We start from the raw sequence: 19774 nt of genomic DNA on the forward strand, positions 1-19774 counted from the left end.
AAACTGCTTATTGAACGCAAATTAATAGGCATTTCTGTGTTATTAAACGTATGATTAAACCGTAGTAACTAAAAGGTATTCCATGCGACGTTTAATCACATTATTTATTGTTATCGCTTTTTTGAGCGGCTGTAGCAATTCTAATTGGCGAACAGCTAGTCGAGAGCCTGCCGGTATCGCGCCTAATCCAATGCTAGTTAATGATGCGGTTATTGAATTTTATGGTGCCGATGCGTTTAGTTGGCGCGGCTGGTTTGCGGTGCATACTTGGGTCGCGATAAAGCCTGAGAATGCGAAAGAATACACCGTTTATGAAGTGGTAGGTTGGCGTGTAAAGCGTGGCTTACCAGCACTTAAAAAGTACACAACTCAAACACCTGACCGTTATTGGTACGGTGCAAAACCCGAGAAAATTCTATCAATCACCGGCGATAAAGCTAAAAAATTGATCCCAGAAATTATTGCTGCAACAGAGCGTTATCCATGGGCAAACGAATATACTTTGCTACCGGGCCCTAACAGCAATACGTTTCCTGCATGGCTCGGTTTACAAGTGGAAGAACTTGAACTCGACATGCCATTTAGTGCAATTGGCAGCGGTTACGCTGATACCGAAGTGGAAAAGTAACTCGGTTCCTATGTGTTGAGAATCAGCACTTATAAGTTGCATGAGTTATCACGTTTATCCGAACGTAATTGCAATAAAAAGCCAATTGAATGATTCTATTGGCTTTTTAACGTTTTTCACTAAATGTATTTACTACAAATAAACTACTTTGTACCACCTATAACTCGTTACTATCCCCAGATTATTTACGCCGTTGCTTTTACACTTTTGTTTATTAAAGGAATACGTTTGCCATTAAGTAAAACACCAATGGCTGTGTTTCTAACAAGAAAATGATAGGTAATTAGCCCAATAATCATAGTGAGCGAAATAGACACTAAAAACTTTACCAAAGCCGGGATCGCAAGGTTGATAAGCGCAAACTGAATGTATACCAAAACTGGTACATGAATCAGGTAAAGCCAATACGACGCGTCAGACAAATAACGGCTTGTACTGTTTTCAACATTTAACCACTTGTAACCTGCAATAAAACCTACCGCAGTTAAGCTTAAAATGGCTATGGTTTGCGCAATAACAGGCACAAATGCAATCACTTTGGGTGCTGAGCTACCCGTTTTGGCGGCGTCAATAACTTGCTCTATGGTGAACGCAGGCGGCAATACATAAAAATAGGCAACGGTAGATACGGTTGCTAACAATAACAGCCAGTGAAATTGCTTTACGATTTGTGCAATTTTATCTTTATGCTCAAAAAGTCCTGCACCCACTAAAAATAGCAGGCCATAAAAGCCAAATGACCAAAGTTCTGGGTAAAGTTTATCTGGCGGTGGAAACGGCACCGTCACGTTAAGCATTGATATTGTAATTATTGTTGGCAATAAAGCACACAAAAACAGTGGCTTCACAACCCACGAAAGTACTAAGTTATACGCCTTTTGACTTTTAGTCAGTAGCCAAAACAGCACGCAAAACTGCATTAAATTCCACAAAAACCATAAATGGCCTGTCGAAATTGGCAGATCTTTTACTTGTTCAAATACCACATATACGGCGGGTGTGGTTTTTGCAAAGCCCAATCCCCACGTAATGGCGTGAAATGTTAAGCCAAATACAAGTGGAATAAAGATGAAAAAAGGCAGTAACACGCGTTTAAAGCGGTTTTTTATAAAATGACTACTACCACGTTTACTTATCAGTAACGCGGCGCAAAAACCAGCGATAACAAAGAACAACGGCATGCGAAATAAGTGAGACCAATTAGCAAAGTAGTTAAATAACACATGATTAGTCGTGTCGGCGGTAAACCACACATTTCGAAAGTAAGGACCATACGCTAGCGCTGCATGAAAGGCGATACCGAGCAATAGCGCGATACAACGCAGGTTATCTATATAATGAAAGCGGCTTTGAGTGTGCATTCGTTCTTCCTTTAAACGTTAGCCAGTAAGTAAATAATTAAAACCGAGAATCACTCTCAACAAAGGTGCCGTTGTTATCGCCACTCATTTTTGAGTCTTTGGCTTATATAGTTGAACGCTGCGAGTAACGAAGTCTAAAAACAGTTTAGTTATTTCGCTCGTTATCAGTTCGCTCAATGGGCGAAATACACGGTCATCCTTGCATGATGTATACGCGTTAATATTACCAATAAAAGCAATAAAATCTAAGTGTTAGATTAAGGCGATTACCTCATTACCGCCGCTTTTCAATACAACAAGCATGACAAGGGATGGCGCTTATTCAGGTGTGTTACGGCGCTGGTTTTAGTTAAGAAATAAATACTTTCTTACAATATCAACCACGTAATTAAAACTAAGAGCATTTAAAGTAAAGAGCAATATTGATGAACACTAACCATTAGGAACATGTATGCGCGTTAGTCACAAGGTAAAATTCGGATTAAGCTTTTTAGTTACGGTAATGATGGGCCACGTACATGCTAATCAGCAGCAACTGCTCGCGTACGATGGCAAACACGGTGATAATTTTGCTTACGGCGTGGCGATTGATGGCAACACCATTTTAGTCGGTGCACATAAGGCGGATAGTAAAAACGCGCAAGATAGTGGTGCAGGATATATTTATTCACTGGGCTCAAATGGTTGGCAGTTTCAACAAAAGCTTATTGCACGCCCTGCGTTTTCCAACGATACCATGGGTGGTAAGGTTGCATTAAAAGGTAATATGGCGCTTTTGGGAGCAATTGGTCGAAGCGATAAAGGCGAAAATGCGGGCGCGGTAATAAGTTTCGAGCGCGCATCTAATAACTGGCAACAAACACAAGTGCTGGGCGCATTTGACGCAAAGCCTGGTGACTCGTTTGGGCAAAGTATCGCGCTTACAGAAAAAATATTAGTAATCGGCGCACCAAAAAGTGATGCCATCGGCAAAGATGCGGGGGCGGTTTACGTATACCAGCGAGTTAATAATGCATGGCAATATCAGGAAAAACTTACCGCAAGTGATGGGGCTGCAGGCGATCTGTTTGGTATTAGCCTTGCCATAGATGGTAATACAGTGCTTGTGGGCGCAGATTTAAATGACCAGCAAAACAACAATGCTGGCGCCGTTTATGTGTTTGAGTTTAATGGTGCGTCATGGCAGCAACAGGCTAAATTAATGGCATCTGATGGCGGCAATACCGACATTTTCGGTGTGCGTGTCGCGATATCAGGGGATACCGCGCTTATTTCTGCGCGTCGCGATGACATTGAGGGAGTTGGCAAAGACGCAGGCTCTGCGTATATTTTCGTTCGAAAAAATGGCAACTGGCGCCAACATCAAAAGTTACGCTCGCCCGATTTAAAAGCCGATGATAGATTTGGCCGAGGCGTTGCACTACAAGGTAACACCGCACTTGTTAGCGCAATGCACCATGACGCCAGTGGTGAAAACGCCGGTGCAGTTTACGTTTTCAACAAAGCGGGCGATACATGGCAATATTCATCGAAAATAGTGGCGGAAAACGCTGCTCCTCACGATAAATTCGGCTGGAACATTGCAATGTCCGATAAGCATGCCGTTATTGCAACGCCTAATCGCGATGATAACGGTGAGCAATCGGGCGCTGCGTACGTTCACACATTGCAAACGACTAAACCGTAATGCCAATAAGTTAATTTAGTAGTGCTCAGGCCTTGGGAATAGGGCACTTTTTTAGTGTAAATTCAGCTTAGTTAATGCCACCGCATTTAAATTAACGTAAAATAAGCCATAATCTTTGTTTATAGGTGCAGGTTTGTCGCACTTTATAAATACACCCATATATTTTGTAGGCAAAGCCCTGCAGAGTATTTCTGTCTGAAGGCAATCATGAAAAAAACATTTGAATTAACGCACCCAAAAATTAAGTTAGCAAGACGTGTTGACGCGGTTAAACATGAAATCAAAAAATACATTAAGCGCGAGCGTAATAAAAAGCTACCAACTGGCGCGGACTATTGGGATTTTGATTGTCAATTTGGCAACACAGAAGCAGAAGCAAAGCCAATTCACTTATCGCAAATTAATAAGCTAATTGACCAAACGCAAGTTGAAAACTTAACGTCGTTTTACGTTGAGATTTTAGCAAAGCCAGCGGTAAGAAAATCTCGCATTGAACAAGATGACGACTTTGATCTTGATGATGAATTTGATCTTGATGACGAAGACTAAGCACTTCAGCTAAGTCATTCGGCTTGGTGGCTAAAACCACTAAGCTACTCACTCAAAAAACCGAAGCACAATGCTTCGGTTTTTTGTTGTGTTGTGATGGGCAATTGAGCACTAAACGCACTGAGGCTATTAATTAGAAGCTTTAATTTATTTGATAGTCACAAAGCGCTTGGCATAGTCATTAGTTGCATTTTGTTTGGTTTCTCTTCGCTAAAATGGAAGAAAGCCAAGTAAATAGTAAAATGCCCAGCATATCAGCGGTGTAATCAAATATATCTAACGTTCTTGTTGGTAAAAAATGCTGACTTAATTCTTCAAACGTCACAAATACAAAAACAATCGCCGAGCCCCAAAATATTTTGATTTTACCTAACTTGAACACCTTAAACTTAGTCGCAAGGTTAGCAAGTAATGTGAGCACGCCAAATAACCCGAGATGCCCGACCTTATCACCATATGGAATTAAGCGAACAAGCTCAAAGAAAATGCTGTGTTGCCCTGTATTGGCTAGGTAAATAATCCAGATAATAAATGCAAAGAACAAACTGGATAGGGTTATTGTTAATTTATACATAGATTTTTCTTTTTGTGCTTCTTCGGTAATCGATTTGTTATATGTTTCTTTCGCGATTTTTGATGCTGAACGTATAAATTAAATAAACAACAATGTGAATGAACAAAACCGGTACTACTAATAAAAGATCTATTCTAATATTTGTTTCCGGAGTTAAGGACAACTCGGCTAAAAAAGCTAACGCAACAATTAACATTAATGAAATATTAAGCTTATTTTGAAGCCTTTGTTTATATTCTACTCCCATACTCCTGCTTTTTAGAACCAACAGAATAGCTGAGCAGGGTATTAAGAGCTGGCTTACAACGCAAAATAAATAAAGATATTTCCAAGGTTCATTTTCATAGGATGCTTGACCTATGGATGCATTGCTCGCGATAAGAAAAGATAAAGTAAGAACATACAAAAATGAATAAAATAAATATTTCAAATTAAACTCCTTCCATGAAAACGCCTTGCTTAAGCGGCGCAGCATAGCAGGCTAAAATTAGCGAAAAGATGCGCAAGCCTGCTGTTTTGCGTTCTTTTGGTTAAAACGTTTGTTAGCTTTTGTTTTGCTCTAAATTTTCACGACTAGAATATAGTAATGTAAGAAAGAATAGTGAAAGTAAATCTATCCCGACTCCAAACCCTAAGCCACTTCCATAAAGAATATTGTAGGAAGGATTGAAAATATTAGCTTTGAGAGCAATACCATCTTGAATAACTATCATTAAATAGCCTAAGCCTGAATAGCTATAATAAATAAAGCCTAAGTTGACGGTCAATAATTGTAAAATTTGATTTATTATAGATAAATTGAACCCCAGCTTTTCTCGTTTGAAAAGATAATAACCTGCCACTCCGTTAAAAATAGCAATACAAAAAGGTACTATATTTACCCAAGCTTGTTGGTCCGAATTAAAATTTATAAAACCCGCATAAATGAATGCAATAGCTGTAATTGCCTGAAGCCAAGTTACAATTTTCAGGCGGTTTTCAGTTTTTATGATAAAGCTTTCAGTCTGTTCTTTTTCGTAATTTTGAACTTCATCCTTTCTTGAATTCAATTCTTCAATTAGTTTTTTATAATTATCAGGATAAGCATCCTTATCAATTGTTTCTAAACTCTCTTTTAATTCACTTATTGAATAGCTTGAATAGTTCACAAATACTCCTAGAAAGCTTACAGCTTATTAGTATGCATTTCGATTTAAAGACGTTATCTACAACCTTAAACTCGCAGGCTAATAAAACTTTTGTTTAATATTTTCAGAAGGTTATCAGTAGTTTTTGACGCTGGCAACGTGAAAATGGTTTGGTAAATATGTGCCATTTTGGCGCGCTGGTGACTAATTCTCCTTAAACCTGCATTTTTGCAAAGGTGAAAAGCCAGCACTAATTTTTGATAAAGCAAAATTGAACGTCTGTTATTTGCTTTAAGAAGCAGACTTTAATATTGACTCAATGACGCGGCTAATCATCATAACAGCATCTTTATTTATCCATGCTTAGTCATATTATAAGAAAACGAGAGCCTAATTAGCACTCGTTTATGAAGAGATATATCTGATCACAGATTTAGCAGATGTAACGTTTGTTTTAAAAGCCTACGTCAGTGATGTTCGCATCTTAAAGGCGGTTTAGTTTATGCAGTTTATCGGCGCTTACGTTTATTTGATTTCTTTTTGCTTGATGTATCTGGCATAGGTTCAAAATTGCCATATTCATCGTCATCAAACTTATTCGTTTTTGACTTTTTACCTGCCGTTTTGCCTTTTTTAGGCTTGCTAATGCCTTGCCCGCCCCATAATTGTTCGGCACGTTGAATACTTGGTATAAACCCGGCGACCACCTGTTGTTCAAACTTACGATTGATAAGGCGTTCAATGGCATTCAATTGTTTGCTTTCATCGCTGCTAAATAACGAAATAGACACGCCTTTTTTGCCAGCACGTCCGGTGCGGCCAATGCGATGCACATAATCTTCCGCCACATAAGGTAAATCGTAGTTAATTACGCAAGGTAAGTGGTTAATATCAATACCACGTGCGGCAATGTCGGTAGCAACAAGTACGTTTATATCGTTATTTTTAAATGCTGCAAGCGCCTCAGTACGGGCGTGCTGTGTACGATTAGCGTGAATTGATTCTGCGCTTATACCGGCTTCTTTTAATGTGGTTACGAGTGTATCGGCACCTTGTTTGGTGCGGTTAAACACCAATACTTGCTGCCAGTTATGTTTTGACAATAAGTGAATTAACACATTACTTTTCTGATTTTTATCAACGTGATAAAGCGTTTGCTTAATGTTATCAACCGTTGTGTTGGCGGCTTCAACTTCAATCAATTGTGGCTCGTGTAGCATGGTATTTGCGAGCGTTTTAATCTGATCAGTAAAGGTTGCTGAAAACATTAACGTTTGGCGTTTATTCGGTAATAACTCGCTGATTTTTTTTATGTCATCAATAAAGCCCAAGTCCAGCATGCGGTCGGCTTCATCGAGCACTAGGGTGTGTAACTGGTCAAAACAAACGGCGTTTTGTTGATGTAAATCGCGCAAGCGCCCGGGCGTTGCAATTAACACATCAACGCCTTGCTCAAGTGCGGCTATTTGCGGCTCAATTCGCACACCACCGAACACCGCTAATGAACTTACCTTTAAGTGTGCACTGTAATTGCTCACACTGGTGGCTACTTGTGCAGCGAGCTCGCGGGTTGGCGTAATTATTAACGCTTGTACATTTTTTTTTGTTGTTTTTTCGGTAATTAATTGCAATACCGGAAGAACAAATCCGGCTGTTTTTCCGGTACCCGTTTGGGCAATGGCTATTACATCTTGGCGTTTTAAAATAGTTGGAATTGCTTCACGTTGAATAGCTGAAGGCGTATCGTAACCTTGCTCTGCAATTGCGGTTAGAAGTGCGTTGTTAAGACCAAGGGTTTTAAAACTCATGTAATATGTTCTCAAAAGAATAAATAAGAAAAGGGTGCATATTAAGAAGCTAAGCAATAGCACACTTCATTGCGAGCGGTATTCTATCACCTTTTGGCATTTTAGTAATTTTGAGAATGGAGTGTGTAAATGAAATGCTCGCGCAATTGTTTAACTGCGCGAGAATAAATAGTCTGAGTGTTTAAGCTTAATTTAGCAACATGTTTGCCGCCATGATCACTAATAGCACGGCAAAAATCTTTTTAATGGTGCTAACGGGTAAGTGGTGGGTTGCTTTAGCGCCAAGCGGGGCGGTGAACCACGAAGTACATACAATGCCAAAGAGTGCAGGCAAATACACAAAGCCGGCGAAACCTTGCGCTAAACTTAGCTGTTCACTACCCGACACAATATAGCCAACCGAGCCAAACAGTGCGATTACAATGCCACACGCTGACGCGCAACCAATCGCTTTTTTCATATTCACTGAAAAAAATGTCAGTAGCGGCACAAGCACGGCGCCACCACCTATACCAATCATTGCCGATAAGCCGCCAGTAAGTGTGGTAAGCACAGTGAGTAGCCCTTTATTAGGCAGCTTACGCGTTGTGTCATCAGTTTGAGTGTTACCAAACATCATTTTTATGGCAATAAATACAACGCTGATAACGAATACTAAACGTACGGCCTTTTCTGGTAGCAGTGCAGCCATAAAGCCACTTAGTAACGCACCTAAGGCAACGCCTGTCATAATCCAAGGCGCGAGCTGCCAAGGCACATTGCCATTTTTATGGTGGGCAATGGCAGAGGAGGTTGATGTAAACAAAATAGATGCAAGGGATGTGGCAACCGCGGTGATCACAATTTGCTCTTGGGGCAGCACGGCAAAGTGCAACAAAATCATACTTAAAATTGGCACTATCACTAAGCCGCCGCCAATTCCTAGTAAGCCTGCAAGAAAGCCAACGCCACCGCCTAACACTGCACAATAAACAAATAGTTCGATTAGTTCACTCATTCCATCGCCTCGTTTTTTTAGTTGATTTGTCGTCGCTGGCGTTGGAGCAGAAACTTTTAGATTCGCTTATGCCTACAACAAAGGCGCAAAAGTATAGCAATATTATTTGTAATTACAGATAGATAAACTGCAGCTACGCCGTGAGCAATATTCACATTCAACATGAAGTAAATTTGATTTAGCTATTTGGATGTCTGGATATCTTAACTTCTTTTATCTGGTGTATGGTTTTTTGTTGTAAAAAGTGCGAAGCGAAGTTCTAAGAAATGAATATGCTTCACGTTTTAAGTGAAAGAAAACCGTTTTTCTTCATGGTACTGAGCGCGTATAAATTACTCATCTTTTAACGTGAACTTATTTTCAGTCACCGCAAGTGAGCCGTAATACAGATTTAAAGCGGCAGTAAGTGAAATGGAAATACACTGAATTTACACATTGGACACACGTACACCATGAATAACGAATTTACTTTTACTGTTAAGCGTTTTCCGTTAGACGAAAACTATCACCCATCAAACAGCACACGTATTACAACCAACTTTGCAAACTTGGCGCGAGGTGAAAACCGCCAACAGAACTTACGCAACGCATTAACCATGATTAATACAAGCTTTAATGCGCGCGCTAAATGGGATAACAAAAATGGCCAGCGTTACTCAGTTGAGCTGGATATTATTTCGGTAGATATGGAAATAGCGGGCAGTAGCGAGACGTTTCCGTCAATTGAAGTATTAAAAACCAATATTATTGATCATGAAACAAATCAGCGCTTTGAAGGCATTGTTGGCAATAACTTTTCTTCGTATGTGCGCGATTATGATTTTAGCGTGTTACTGCTTGAGCATAACAAAGACAAGCCATCGTTTAGTATTCCTGATAATTTTGGCGAATTACACGGCAAACTGTTTAAAAGCTTCATTAATTCAGAGGTATACAAAAACAACTTTAACAAGCCACCAGTTATTTGCTTAAGCGTTTCGGATAACAAAACTTATTTCCAAAGTGATAATCAGCACCCCGTGTTAGGCACCGAATATGTGCCAAATGAATCGTCATTAACGGAGCAGTATTTCAAAAAAATGGGCCTACAGGTACGTTACTTTATGCCGCCAAATAGCCAAGCGCCGCTAGCATTTTATTTTGTTGGCGACCTGCTAAACGATTACACCAATTTAGAACTAATCAGTACGATAAGCACAATGGAAACATTCCAAAAAATCTATCGTCCAGAAATTTATAACGCTAACGCAGCGGCAGGAAGCTGTTATCAACCGAGCTTAAAAAATCAAGATCACTCGTTAACGCAAATTGTTTACGACCGTGAAGAGCGCAGCCAACTGGCAATTAAACAAGGTAAATTTGCACAAACGCACTTTATTGAACCTTATCAATCGCTACTTGAAAAGTGGTCGGCAAACTTTGCTGCTTAAAAAACGGAATTAGCATTAACTATGAAAACATTATTACCGACATCGACCGCGGGCAGCTTGCCAAAACCAAGCTGGCTTGCAGAGCCAGAAGTGCTTTGGTCACCATGGAAATTAAGCGGCGACGCACTTATTGATGGCAAACACGATGCACTAAAAGTATCACTTCATGAACAGCAACAAGCTGGCGTAGATATCGTCAGCGATGGTGAGCAAACCCGTCAGCACTTTGTAACTACCTTTATTGAACACCTCGACGGTGTTGATTTTGAAAATCGCAAAACCGTGCGCATTCGTAACCGTTATGATGCAAGCGTACCAACGGTAGTCGGCCCCGTGGCACGAAAAGCCCCGGTGTTTGTTGAAGATGCAAAATTTTTACGCGCGCAAACCGACAAACCAATTAAGTGGGCTCTGCCTGGCCCAATGACAATGATTGATACCTTGTTTGACGATCATTATAAAAGCCGTGAAAAACTTGCGTGGGAATTTGCCAAAATTCTTAACCAAGAAGCAAAAGAGCTCGAAGCTGCGGGTGTTAATATTATTCAGTTTGACGAGCCAGCGTTTAACGTGTTTTTTGATGAAGTAAATGACTGGGGTATTGCGTGTTTAGAGCGCGCGATTGAGGGCTTAAAGTGCGAAACGGCAGTGCATATTTGCTACGGTTACGGCATTAAAGCAAATACAGATTGGAAGAAAACCTTAGGCTCTGAATGGCGTCAATACGAAGAAGTATTTCCTAAATTACAGCAATCGAATATTGATATCATCTCTCTTGAATGCCATAACTCGCGTGTGCCAATTGAGTTACTTGCACTTATTCGTGGCAAAAAGGTAATGGTAGGGGCTATTGATGTAGCAACCGATGATATTGAAACGCCAGAAGAAGTCGCCAATACGCTGCGCGAAGCGCTGAAATACGTGGATGCAGATAAGCTTTATCCATCAACTAACTGCGGCTTAGCGCCGTTGTCGCGTGATGTTGCACGAGCAAAACTTAATGCCCTTGCCCAAGGCGCAGCCATTGTGCGTGCAGAGTTAAACGCTTAGGAGGTTGACTGCTACATAAGTAAAAGAAAAGCGTACGGTTAATACTGTACGCTTTTTTATCGTTAGCCTGCTTGTTGGCGCTGTTTTTTATATTCAGATGCGGTTTGCCCCATAATTTCTTTGAATGCTTTGCTGAAGGTAACACGGTTCGCAAAGCCTGATTCAAATGCAATTCGTTCCAAAGGCCAATGAATACTTGGGTTATCAATAAGCGAAATAGCGTGTTGAATACGGTATCCATTAATAAGACGATAAAAGTTTGTTTGCATGCTTTGGTTGATCACTTGTGATAAGGTATGCGCTTTTATATCGGTTTCGTGTGCGAGCGTGGTTAAAGTGAGTTTGTCATTTAAATACAGTTGTTTCGCCTTAATTTGTTGTTCTAAGTGCTTGGCAACTTGATTACTTTGTTGCTCACTTAAGGCGGAGTGAAAGTACTTAATATTGCTGCTCTCATCTTTATTTTCCGAATAATTTTGCTGTATTAAAGCATGCTCTTCTTTGCTCATAAGCAAATCGGTTTTTTGCAGTGCGATATAACCGATTGCTAAAATGATAACAGCAATAAATAGCAGCCAAATATCACTTACCAATGCAAGTGTACCAATTTCGAAAAATTGCTGACCAATAAAGAGACCTACCCACACGAGTTCTAGCAAAAAGAGTGATACCACTAAAAACGTAAGCTGTTTTAATACCGCTTTACTGTTATCTGCACGTAAGGCGTTACATACTTTTTCGAATTTTTGAATATGCTGCCAACTCAAAAATAAATAGAGGCTTAAATGTGTTTTGATTGCTAGAAACAATAGAATAAACTTGAGCGGAATTACGCGGGCTTCGGTTTGTGACAAAACAAATTGCCACATGGTGACTTTAGCATCGAGCGATTGAAACACCGATGGTGCGTTATAACACCATAACGAAATTGCAGGAATAAAGTGAAGTATGAGTTGATATGTCTTTGGTTTCTCTTCGCCTACCACTAAGCTGACATAGATAAACACCAACGGACCAATGAGCAATACTTCGCCAGGAAGCAAATCCATAAAATGGGCTAAATGCGGGTATAACCCAAGGTAAAGCGCACCTGCTTCAAATAGTTTGTAGCTGATTATTAAACATACCAAGGCGAGCCATTTTGCGGTAGTAATATTAGTTAGTTTAGTTTTTCGCCATAAGCTAATCGCCAACATTAATGCGTGGCTAAAAGCGATAAAGTAAATAACACCTAAAACTGTTTGTGGCATACTTTTTCCAAATCTTGAAGTTATGCTTCTCAGCTTAACTATAAATTTTTTGACAGTGTAAAGTTCAAGCTATTCTTACAGCTTTTTAAATCGTTTACATGCTTAAATTGCCAACGTGTTTAACCTAGAAATGGTTGAAGGGAGGTAGAAACGCCATCTAATTTAAGTTTGCATAGGGAAAAGTACAGAAATTTTAAGTGTTTTTAATGATCTAAAAATCAGTAACTTATAGTCTAAATTGTTAACCTCAAGCTAGTTTTACACATGTTTTTTCATAATAAGTAAGCTTATTTATCGAATTAAGTTGTTAAGGATAAATAATGTTTTCTTGGAATAAAAAACACGTGCTTTTCTTAAGTGCCATCATGGTGTTGGTACACATTTTATCTGTGCCATTAATGGCACAAGCAGCACCTAAAAGTGCGTCTAGCAACAAGTATTTTCGCCATATTATGTTTCGTGAATCGCCTTATGCGCCTTATCGTGGCATTCACTCAATTTCTGAAAAAGCATCTCAAAATAACGCGCATTACCAATTTAGTTATGATGAAAATGGACGTATTAGCGAGATACGATACCAAATGAATAATCAGCTGATTAACGGCAATGAAGTGTGGGATTCGTTTATCTGGTTTTCGCCAAAAGTGGCTATTAGCTATCATAAAGATAAAGAAATACACACTTATTATGACGCGCAAAATAAACAAATCTCTGCGCATGGCAAGGTATATCGAGCCGTGTATGCTTTAGATAAAAAGGGGAAGCGTGTTGCCCTGAGTTTTTTTGATGAACATGCGAAACCAGTAGAAAGTGCGTGGCATATTCACCGCTATGAGTGGCGACACGAAAATGGCAAAGTATATGAGAAACGCTTTAATTTAAATAATGAGCAGCAGCCACTTCGACCCGAATTTACGTTTTATGAGGTTGAGCTCACATACGACCATGACAACAAACTTAGTTTTGTAAAAAACTTAGGGTTGGCGGGAAAGCCGACAAATAATGACAGTGGTGCAGGCATCGATCGTATTATTTATGATCAACATGGCAACTTTACGCGCTGGCAAGTTTACGATAAAGACGGTAATCCGGTAGAAGGCAATCGACCTATGGTGCATATGGGCGAACATCTTTACGATGAATTTGGCAATAAAGTAGGGCTTAGAGGGTATGACAAGTTTGGTCAGCGTAAAGCATTTAGCTGGGGCGCGTTTGAACACAAAAGCACTTATTACCCAAATGGTAACCAAAAAAGCCATAAAATCTTTGATGAAAATGCCCGTTTAAGTCGTTACTTAGTAATCGAGTATAACCAAACTAATTCACATATTTTGTGGTTGAAGTCGCTGGATGAAGAGGAGCAATTATCACCTAGCCCAATGTTAGGCGGCGCGGCAGCATTAAAGTTCGACTATCAAGCCGATGGCGGTGCAAAACGTACTTTGTTTAATCCTGATTTAACAAAGTACATACCAAAACAAACAGAGTCGGCTGAATAACCATGTTGTTACGTTATTCTTTACTACTTTGCCTTTGGTTACAAAGTTCCTCTGTGATTCATGCCAATGAGCATAACTTTAATCAACATTATCAAGCGTTGGTTGATGACGTATTAAGTAAGCCATATTTGCAACCGCAACTTGATTTCGCTAATGCGATAGAAAGATTAAAAAAACAACCCAAAATTGCAGAAAATACCGTAAGTGAATGGCAGGCGAAATTACAAAAGTTAACGCCACACACCACTTGCCAGAAAATTGCATTTCAGAGTTTAGAAAATCACCTGCGACGCATACAAGTACGTGAATCGTTAAAGAGCCAATTGTCTAAAAAGAGCCAATACTCGGGCGATTTTAGTGCATTACCAAACGGTAGGTTATGGTATTTACACTGGCTCGAAACCTGGCTAATGGATGATGTAACACCCTCTGAATTACAAGAAATCGCATTTAATGAGCTTCACGTTGCGTTTGCGCAGTATCAAAAAATGAACGCCCAAGCACGTGCGAGCGCAGCAGCTATTTCAGCAGTTGAACATCAAAAAATCGTGGCAGCGTTTATAACCAGAGAGCAGAAAGTGAGAGCAAATTTGCAGACAATGCTAAATTTACCTGAGTTTGATGCGCCTTTAACTATTGCACCTTCAGGGTTGCCAGAGAGTTTTCCTGCGCCTGGTATTTATGATAATCGAACCCAACGTTTTCTTTATCATCCCCAAAATGGCGAAATGCACTTATCGCATTTTGATTGGCTTTATTTACACGAGGGGATCCCGGGCCACCATCTTCAGTTTAACGTGGTGAGTACTGAGAGCTTATGTCCAACTAGTGCAATTGTGCCTATTCCTTTTGTCAGTAGTGAAGGGTGGGCGGCCTATGTTGAAACACTCGGAAAAGAAATGGGGCTTTATGAAATGCCTTCATCTGAGGCGTATGCGTTAAAGTGGCGTGTATTGCGCGCGCTTAGAGTGTTGATTGATATCGGCATTCATTACCAAGGCTGGCCGGATGAAAAAGCCAAAGTGCTTTGGCAAACATATCTGCCAGAGCACCCAGAAATCATGGTTCGTGAAATCAATCGTATTAAAAACTGGCCGGCACAAGTTATTACGTATGTGTATGGCAAATATCGAATTGAAAAGGCGATTGAACCATATAGAAATAATCGAACCAGAGCGCTTAATCGAGTATTGCGCTTGAGTAATCAACCGCTATTGGCATTAGAACAGTTAGCAGATTTTATGCCGCTTGATAATAATAAATAATAAGGAAACATCATGACATTAATAAAAACGAACTTACTAGTATTAAGTTGTCTGACTATGTTTATGCTATCAAACCAAAGTAGTGCAGCGGATGTAAAAATAGAGTCTCAAAACACCTTACCTAGAGCCACATTACTTGGCGTAATGCCAAATAACAATCATCAAAACCAAGGGGTGATGCTGGCACATGTGGCACCCAATAGTACCGCATCTACATTGGGGTTAACGGTTGGTGATGTGATAACACAAGTCAACGGTACGCAGATTAATGACTTTAATCAGCTCTTATCAGCAGTGCGGCCACTTAAATCAGGAGATAACATTGGTATCTCGTTTGTGCGCGATAAAAAGGTACTGACTGTGTCGAATAAAATGCAGCCTCGGCCATACGAAACAAGCGATTTTGCTGAGGTTGAATACAGTAAGGTGAGCTATCAGGGAAATATACTTCGCAGTATTGTGCATATTCCAAATGGCTTAAAAGCCAATGAAAAAGCGCCTGCTATTTTCTTTATTCAAGGGTATACCTGCGATTCTATAGATTATGGCATGATCCCTAATGTCACTACGCGACAAATGATCGACCAATTTACGAATGCAGGTTATGTAGTTTATCGTGTAGAAAAGCCCGGACTAGGCGACAGCATTTCAGACAAAGCATGCCGAGATATTGATTTTACAACAGAATCAAACGCATTTTTGCATGGTTTAACGGCGCTTAAAGCACACAAAAATGTTGATCCAAACAAGGTGTTTTTATGGGGGCATTCGCTCGGTGTGCTCCATGCCCCTGTGATTGCAAAGCAATCTCCAGTTAAGGGCATAATAGGGTATGGTGGTGTAGCCAAAGGTTGGTACCAATATATGCTAGATATTTATCAAAAGCAGTCAGTGAAACATTTTGATGTTAGTAAAGCGCAAGCATTGGAAAATACACAGCTGGTGACACCATTTTTAGATATGTGGCTAAATACAGACACCCCATGGCAGCGCATCGTGAGTGATGAACGTGTTCAAAAAGCAATTGCAGCAAATTTGGTTGATATAAATGGTGAGTTATCGGTAAATCGTCATTACAGTTTTTTCAGGGATTTGAATCGCTATAATTTTAGCGCATTGTGGCGAGAGCTAAATACGCCTGTGTTGATGATGCATGGTAGTTTAGATATTCAAGCGATTGAGCCATCGTGGGCATTTGATATCGCAAAGCTATCAGGCACGCCACAAAGTAAAGGACTTGTAATCGAAAATGCTGAGCATGCATTTATGCGCTTTGACAGTAAACAAGCTTATATGCGTGCGCGTCAATCTCGTCAATATAACCCAACAGAACCAAACGAATTATTTGATGCACGCATAGGGGAGCACACTATTCATTGGCTTGCGCAATTTAAGTAAGGTTCGCAAATGTTGTTACAAATGTATTTTTAAGGGAATAGGCTGAAAGCGTGCACGAGCAAAACGTAATGCCCTTGGCCAAGGTGCAGCGATAGTGCGTGCAGAAGTAAAAGCTTAAGTAATATACCCTAATAACCCTAAAAACAAAGGCGTACACATAGGTTGTACGCCTTTTTAGTGTGAAGTTTACGTGTCGTTAAACAAGGAAACACGTTTTTAAACGATAAAATCGCTACTAAGATAACTTAGTAGCGGGAGCAATTTCACTCGTTTAAATTGCTGACGAGTTTAGATTTGTTTCAGCAATGGTGAATTTGGAATGCCATAATCAAATATCCACGGTTGCTCAGTGGCTAATTGTGCCGGAAGCTTTGCTTTTATTTTATTGGCGTTTTCAATGTCGTTTTGTTTTAAGTAAACGTAACGTTTATAGACATTCGTTACTGTGTTATTGCTTACATTTGGATGAGACAGTGTAGCAAGCGCTTGTTCATATTTTGCTTGGTCGATGTAGGCACGCGCTAGAACCATAAGACTACCTTGATTAACATTCTGGCCAAGGTCTGCTTTAAGCGCCTCGATTTCTTGTTCTGCAAGTTGCGGTTGCCCTAGTTTGAGCAAGGTGTCTGCTTTAATATTACGAGTATAGTGTGGTGCGTTGTTACCATCTTTGTACCACAGTTCGTATGCAGAAAGTGCGCCTTGGTGATCGCCAACTTTGTGTAAAAGGTGGTTAACCAATGTTAAGCTAAGTAGCTTCATTTGCTTCTCTTCCACCTGCGATAAAACAGGGCGTTGCTCGTGCCATGCAACGATTGTGTTGGCTATTTTCTTAAGCTCAGCGGCATCTTCCGATTTTGCGTTTTTCGCTAGGTTTAGCAATTCTGCCATTTGCGTATTATATGTTTCACTTGTTTCGTATTGCGCACTTTGTGATTCATTATTCGTAGAGGTTTTCTTCTCAACAATTTGAGCCGCTGCGATTGTAGTAAACGAAACAGCTGCTAACATCATTACGATATGTCTTTTCTTCATCACTTTTTCCTTGTTTAACATTTTTACTCGGAGCACGTTAAAGTGCTTGGTATGAGCCATATTTAATACTGGCGAGCAATAACTTGAACCTTTTGGAGCTCCGGTAAAAGCTTCAAGTGTCAAACTTGCCAGGTCATGTTGATAGCGTTGATTTAGCTGATTAAAGCAACGCTCATCACAACTCAGTTCTAGTTGCTGTCGTGCTTTCGCACCAAGCAACATGCAGATGGGGTTCCACCAAAATAAATTCTCGGTAAGGCATATAAACCAAATCCAATAAATATCTCGTTGTTTAATATGTGTCGCTTCATGTAATAAAACAGAGTCGAGTTCACTACGTGATACTAGGGTTTGATCTAACCATATCACTGGTTTTAATATGCCTGTTGTTATGCCAGGTGTGCCTAAGTTCACGGTTTTAACTTGGTAGTTTTCCCCCTGTGAGTTCACTGCACAGTCGCGTGCTTCTTCATTTAACTGTTTTACTAAAGCGAAATAGTGACGTACTTTATTTAAAAATAAGTAGATACCAATTGCGGTTACAGCGAGGCTGAGGTGCCACCAAGCAAGTGAATGATACCAAGGTGCTAGCTCACTCGTTACATCAGCCGAAATAGGTAGAGCACTATAGGTTAGTATGGGATCAGCCAAGTTAATTTCGGTTAAGAATAAAGTGCTGCTTGAAGATTGCGTATACATCGAAACTTCAGGTAAAAGATGCCAAGGCATAAACCAAGCAGCTAAAGCGATTACAGCGACATAAAACCCAATTCTTGCCGGGGCGTTTGTTAGGCCCTTAATAATCAAAAGTGCCAATAGGCTAATGATAATATTTGTAAGAATATAATCCGTCATATTGACCTACCTTATTTGTGTGACTTTTTCTTTTTTAATAGTTCTTGTAGGTAATGTATATCGTCTTCATTTAACTCTTCTTCTTTAATGAAGTGGGCAATTAAACTACGTGAGTTTCCGCCAAAAAAACGTTGCATAAAGCTGGGAGTTTCTTGGCTTGAAAGGGTACTTTGTTGCACTTTGCTTCGATACACAATGGCTCTGCCTTGTTTGTCTGCGCGCTCAACCGCCCCTTTCTTTTCTAATCGGTCGATAATGGTTTTAACAGTGGTGTAAGCAACTTCTTTGTTTTGCGAAAGTAGCTGATGTAATTGCGCTGCCGTGCACGGTTCGTGCTGCCACATTAATTGCATTACATCGAGCTCAAAATCACTTAGTTTCATATTCTAACCTTATTACTACATTTGTAGTTTTTATTTTCTACAAATGTAGTAGTAATAAAAAATGAAGTCAAACTATTTTTTGAGCAATTTTGCTTTTTATTATTGAAAGTAACTTTGTAATATCTAAAACATGGTGGGGTTATTGATTGTTTTCGGTCGTTGCAATAAGTGCTGGGCGGTGTGTTTTAACACATAAAAAGTAAGCCCACGCAATGAGGATAATTTGTAATGGCGCACGAATAAGTAAATAAATTGGTCCCCATTGGTGGCCACCTAAACCAATGCTGTTTAACGCCGCATAAATATTTGCCGGAAAAAACACAATAAAAATAACAATTGCGAGTTTTGCTGCCAGCTCACGGTACTTTGTAGTAAAAAGTGCAATGCCAACTGCAAATTCTAATAGTCCAGTGGCATAAACTAATTGTAAACGCAGGGGAACCCAAGGAGGCAACATTTCAACCATACCGTGTGTTTTTACAATATGACCAATTGCAAAGAAAACGAAAGTGATGCCCAACCCAATAGACGCATATTGTTTAATGTTTATTGCTTGTTGCGTTACTTGCCCTTTAATAAGTACAAACAGTAATGGGCTTATTAGCAAGATAAGAATTATTACCGGTGTGGTCACGTTCCCTCGCAAATTGCTTTATTTGTTATGTGTTTATGAGTGGTGTCAATAGGCTAAAAACTACACCTTGGTAACCATTATAACTTACTGACATTAAAGAACTTATAAACGTTAATGAGATTTTGTAAAAATGCTTAACGGAATATTACTTATTGCTAACCACAGTTATTGCTTGAATTTATTGTTTGGTTACGTAAAGGTAACGCAAGGCTTACGGAACAATAACGTCACGGAGATTGCGCTT

At 39.8% G+C, this 19774-nt stretch carries 18 protein-coding genes; 8 read left to right on the forward strand and 10 right to left on the reverse strand.

Features of this window, described 5'->3' with window-relative positions:
* The first annotated feature begins 82 nt into the window (after positions 1 to 82).
* On the forward strand, positions 83 to 628 hold the full coding sequence (locus C2M30_RS17125) for a DUF3750 domain-containing protein (protein ID WP_100915586.1): 546 nt from the start codon (positions 83 to 85) through the stop codon (positions 626 to 628).
* Positions 629 to 813: 185 nt separating this feature from the next.
* Here C2M30_RS17125 and C2M30_RS17130 read toward each other — a convergent pair whose 3' ends face one another.
* Positions 814 to 1989, reverse strand: a complete 1176-nt coding sequence (locus C2M30_RS17130; protein ID WP_105172582.1) for an acyltransferase family protein — start codon at positions 1987 to 1989, stop codon at positions 814 to 816.
* A 451-nt stretch (positions 1990 to 2440) separates the two neighbouring features.
* On the opposite strand from C2M30_RS17130, the gene C2M30_RS17135 reads away from it, so the two are divergent.
* Together C2M30_RS17135 and C2M30_RS17140 are read left to right on the forward strand one after the other, a co-directional pair.
* Positions 2441 to 3676, forward strand: a complete 1236-nt coding sequence (locus tag C2M30_RS17135; protein ID WP_105172583.1) for an FG-GAP repeat protein — start codon at positions 2441 to 2443, stop codon at positions 3674 to 3676.
* A 207-nt stretch (positions 3677 to 3883) separates the two neighbouring features.
* Complete coding sequence (locus C2M30_RS17140; RefSeq protein WP_105172584.1) at positions 3884 to 4225, forward strand: DUF6172 family protein; 342 nt, start codon at positions 3884 to 3886, stop codon at positions 4223 to 4225.
* 181 nt (positions 4226 to 4406) lie between these two features.
* Here C2M30_RS17140 and C2M30_RS17145 read toward each other — a convergent pair whose 3' ends face one another.
* From C2M30_RS17145 to C2M30_RS17165, 5 genes are all read right to left on the reverse strand, one after another.
* On the reverse strand, positions 4407 to 4799 hold the full coding sequence (locus tag C2M30_RS17145) for a VanZ family protein (RefSeq protein ID WP_105172585.1): 393 nt from the start codon (positions 4797 to 4799) through the stop codon (positions 4407 to 4409).
* Between the two features lie 37 nt (positions 4800 to 4836).
* The gene (locus C2M30_RS17150; RefSeq protein ID WP_158683527.1) at positions 4837 to 5229 is read right to left on the reverse strand and encodes a hypothetical protein; all 393 of its coding nucleotides are present in this window, start codon (positions 5227 to 5229) and stop codon (positions 4837 to 4839) included.
* A gap of 112 nt (positions 5230 to 5341) precedes the next feature.
* A complete protein-coding gene (locus C2M30_RS17155; protein WP_105172587.1) occupies positions 5342 to 5947 on the reverse strand; it encodes a hypothetical protein in 606 nt (201 codons plus the stop codon).
* Between the two features lie 488 nt (positions 5948 to 6435).
* Positions 6436 to 7734, reverse strand: a complete 1299-nt coding sequence (locus C2M30_RS17160; RefSeq protein WP_105172588.1) for a DEAD/DEAH box helicase — start codon at positions 7732 to 7734, stop codon at positions 6436 to 6438.
* 187 nt (positions 7735 to 7921) lie between these two features.
* A complete protein-coding gene (locus tag C2M30_RS17165) occupies positions 7922 to 8731 on the reverse strand; it encodes a sulfite exporter TauE/SafE family protein (RefSeq protein ID WP_105172589.1) in 810 nt (269 codons plus the stop codon).
* A 452-nt stretch (positions 8732 to 9183) separates the two neighbouring features.
* Here C2M30_RS17165 and C2M30_RS17170 point away from each other — a divergent pair, with 452 nt between their 5' ends.
* Positions 9184 to 10161: a DUF1852 domain-containing protein gene (locus C2M30_RS17170; RefSeq protein WP_105172590.1), complete on the forward strand. Its 978-nt coding sequence runs from the start codon at positions 9184 to 9186 to the stop codon at positions 10159 to 10161.
* A 21-nt stretch (positions 10162 to 10182) separates the two neighbouring features.
* The gene (locus C2M30_RS17175) at positions 10183 to 11211 is read left to right on the forward strand and encodes a methionine synthase (RefSeq protein WP_105172591.1); all 1029 of its coding nucleotides are present in this window, start codon (positions 10183 to 10185) and stop codon (positions 11209 to 11211) included.
* Between the two features lie 62 nt (positions 11212 to 11273).
* On the opposite strand, the gene C2M30_RS17180 is transcribed toward C2M30_RS17175, so the two are convergent.
* Positions 11274 to 12461 carry a helix-turn-helix domain-containing protein gene (locus tag C2M30_RS17180; RefSeq protein ID WP_105172592.1) on the reverse strand — a complete coding sequence of 396 codons (1188 nt, stop codon included), beginning with the start codon at positions 12459 to 12461 and terminating at the stop codon, positions 11274 to 11276.
* Between the two features lie 320 nt (positions 12462 to 12781).
* On the opposite strand from C2M30_RS17180, the gene C2M30_RS17185 reads away from it, so the two are divergent.
* Genes C2M30_RS17185 through C2M30_RS17195 form a run of 3 tightly spaced genes read left to right on the forward strand, consistent with a single transcriptional unit; the run spans position 12782 to position 16623 of the window.
* Positions 12782 to 13960, forward strand: coding sequence for a hypothetical protein (locus C2M30_RS17185; RefSeq protein WP_105172593.1), 1179 nt, complete (start codon positions 12782 to 12784; stop codon positions 13958 to 13960).
* 2 nt (positions 13961 to 13962) lie between these two features.
* Entirely contained in the window at positions 13963 to 15225 is a 1263-nt protein-coding gene (locus tag C2M30_RS17190) for a DUF885 family protein (RefSeq protein WP_105172594.1), read from the forward strand.
* Between the two features lie 12 nt (positions 15226 to 15237).
* The gene (locus C2M30_RS17195) at positions 15238 to 16623 is read left to right on the forward strand and encodes a PDZ domain-containing protein (RefSeq protein ID WP_105172595.1); all 1386 of its coding nucleotides are present in this window, start codon (positions 15238 to 15240) and stop codon (positions 16621 to 16623) included.
* A 288-nt stretch (positions 16624 to 16911) separates the two neighbouring features.
* Here the strand turns inward: C2M30_RS17195 and C2M30_RS17200 are convergent, their stop codons facing one another.
* The 3 genes from C2M30_RS17200 to C2M30_RS17210 form a co-directional block, all read right to left on the reverse strand.
* Positions 16912 to 18513 (reverse strand): M56 family metallopeptidase, encoded by a 1602-nt coding sequence (locus C2M30_RS17200; protein ID WP_105172596.1) that lies wholly within the window; start codon positions 18511 to 18513, stop codon positions 16912 to 16914.
* A gap of 11 nt (positions 18514 to 18524) precedes the next feature.
* The gene (locus C2M30_RS17205; RefSeq protein WP_054979629.1) at positions 18525 to 18896 is read right to left on the reverse strand and encodes a BlaI/MecI/CopY family transcriptional regulator; all 372 of its coding nucleotides are present in this window, start codon (positions 18894 to 18896) and stop codon (positions 18525 to 18527) included.
* A gap of 139 nt (positions 18897 to 19035) precedes the next feature.
* A complete protein-coding gene (locus C2M30_RS17210; RefSeq protein WP_105172597.1) occupies positions 19036 to 19530 on the reverse strand; it encodes a DoxX family protein in 495 nt (164 codons plus the stop codon).
* Positions 19531 to 19774 lie beyond the last annotated feature (244 nt).

Source organism: Pseudoalteromonas sp. T1lg24, from assembly GCF_002964745.1.
Lineage (GTDB): Bacteria > Pseudomonadota > Gammaproteobacteria > Enterobacterales > Alteromonadaceae > Pseudoalteromonas > Pseudoalteromonas spongiae.

Coding starts and splice junctions, on each gene's coding strand:
- C2M30_RS17145 (WP_105172585.1), bottom strand. CDS start 4,799: ATGTATAAATTAACAATAACCCTATCCAGTTTGTTCTTTGCATTTATT.
- C2M30_RS17205 (WP_054979629.1), bottom strand. CDS start 18,896: ATGAAACTAAGTGATTTTGAGCTCGATGTAATGCAATTAATGTGGCAG.
- C2M30_RS17200 (WP_105172596.1), bottom strand. CDS start 18,513: ATGACGGATTATATTCTTACAAATATTATCATTAGCCTATTGGCACTT.
- C2M30_RS17130 (WP_105172582.1), bottom strand. CDS start 1,989: ATGCACACTCAAAGCCGCTTTCATTATATAGATAACCTGCGTTGTATC.
- C2M30_RS17190 (WP_105172594.1), top strand. CDS start 13,963: ATGTTGTTACGTTATTCTTTACTACTTTGCCTTTGGTTACAAAGTTCC.
- C2M30_RS17185 (WP_105172593.1), top strand. CDS start 12,782: ATGTTTTCTTGGAATAAAAAACACGTGCTTTTCTTAAGTGCCATCATG.
- C2M30_RS17125 (WP_100915586.1), top strand. CDS start 83: ATGCGACGTTTAATCACATTATTTATTGTTATCGCTTTTTTGAGCGGC.
- C2M30_RS17175 (WP_105172591.1), top strand. CDS start 10,183: ATGAAAACATTATTACCGACATCGACCGCGGGCAGCTTGCCAAAACCA.
- C2M30_RS17170 (WP_105172590.1), top strand. CDS start 9,184: ATGAATAACGAATTTACTTTTACTGTTAAGCGTTTTCCGTTAGACGAA.
- C2M30_RS17195 (WP_105172595.1), top strand. CDS start 15,238: ATGACATTAATAAAAACGAACTTACTAGTATTAAGTTGTCTGACTATG.
- C2M30_RS17160 (WP_105172588.1), bottom strand. CDS start 7,734: ATGAGTTTTAAAACCCTTGGTCTTAACAACGCACTTCTAACCGCAATT.
- C2M30_RS17140 (WP_105172584.1), top strand. CDS start 3,884: ATGAAAAAAACATTTGAATTAACGCACCCAAAAATTAAGTTAGCAAGA.
- C2M30_RS17135 (WP_105172583.1), top strand. CDS start 2,441: ATGCGCGTTAGTCACAAGGTAAAATTCGGATTAAGCTTTTTAGTTACG.
- C2M30_RS17165 (WP_105172589.1), bottom strand. CDS start 8,731: ATGAGTGAACTAATCGAACTATTTGTTTATTGTGCAGTGTTAGGCGGT.
- C2M30_RS17180 (WP_105172592.1), bottom strand. CDS start 12,461: ATGCCACAAACAGTTTTAGGTGTTATTTACTTTATCGCTTTTAGCCAC.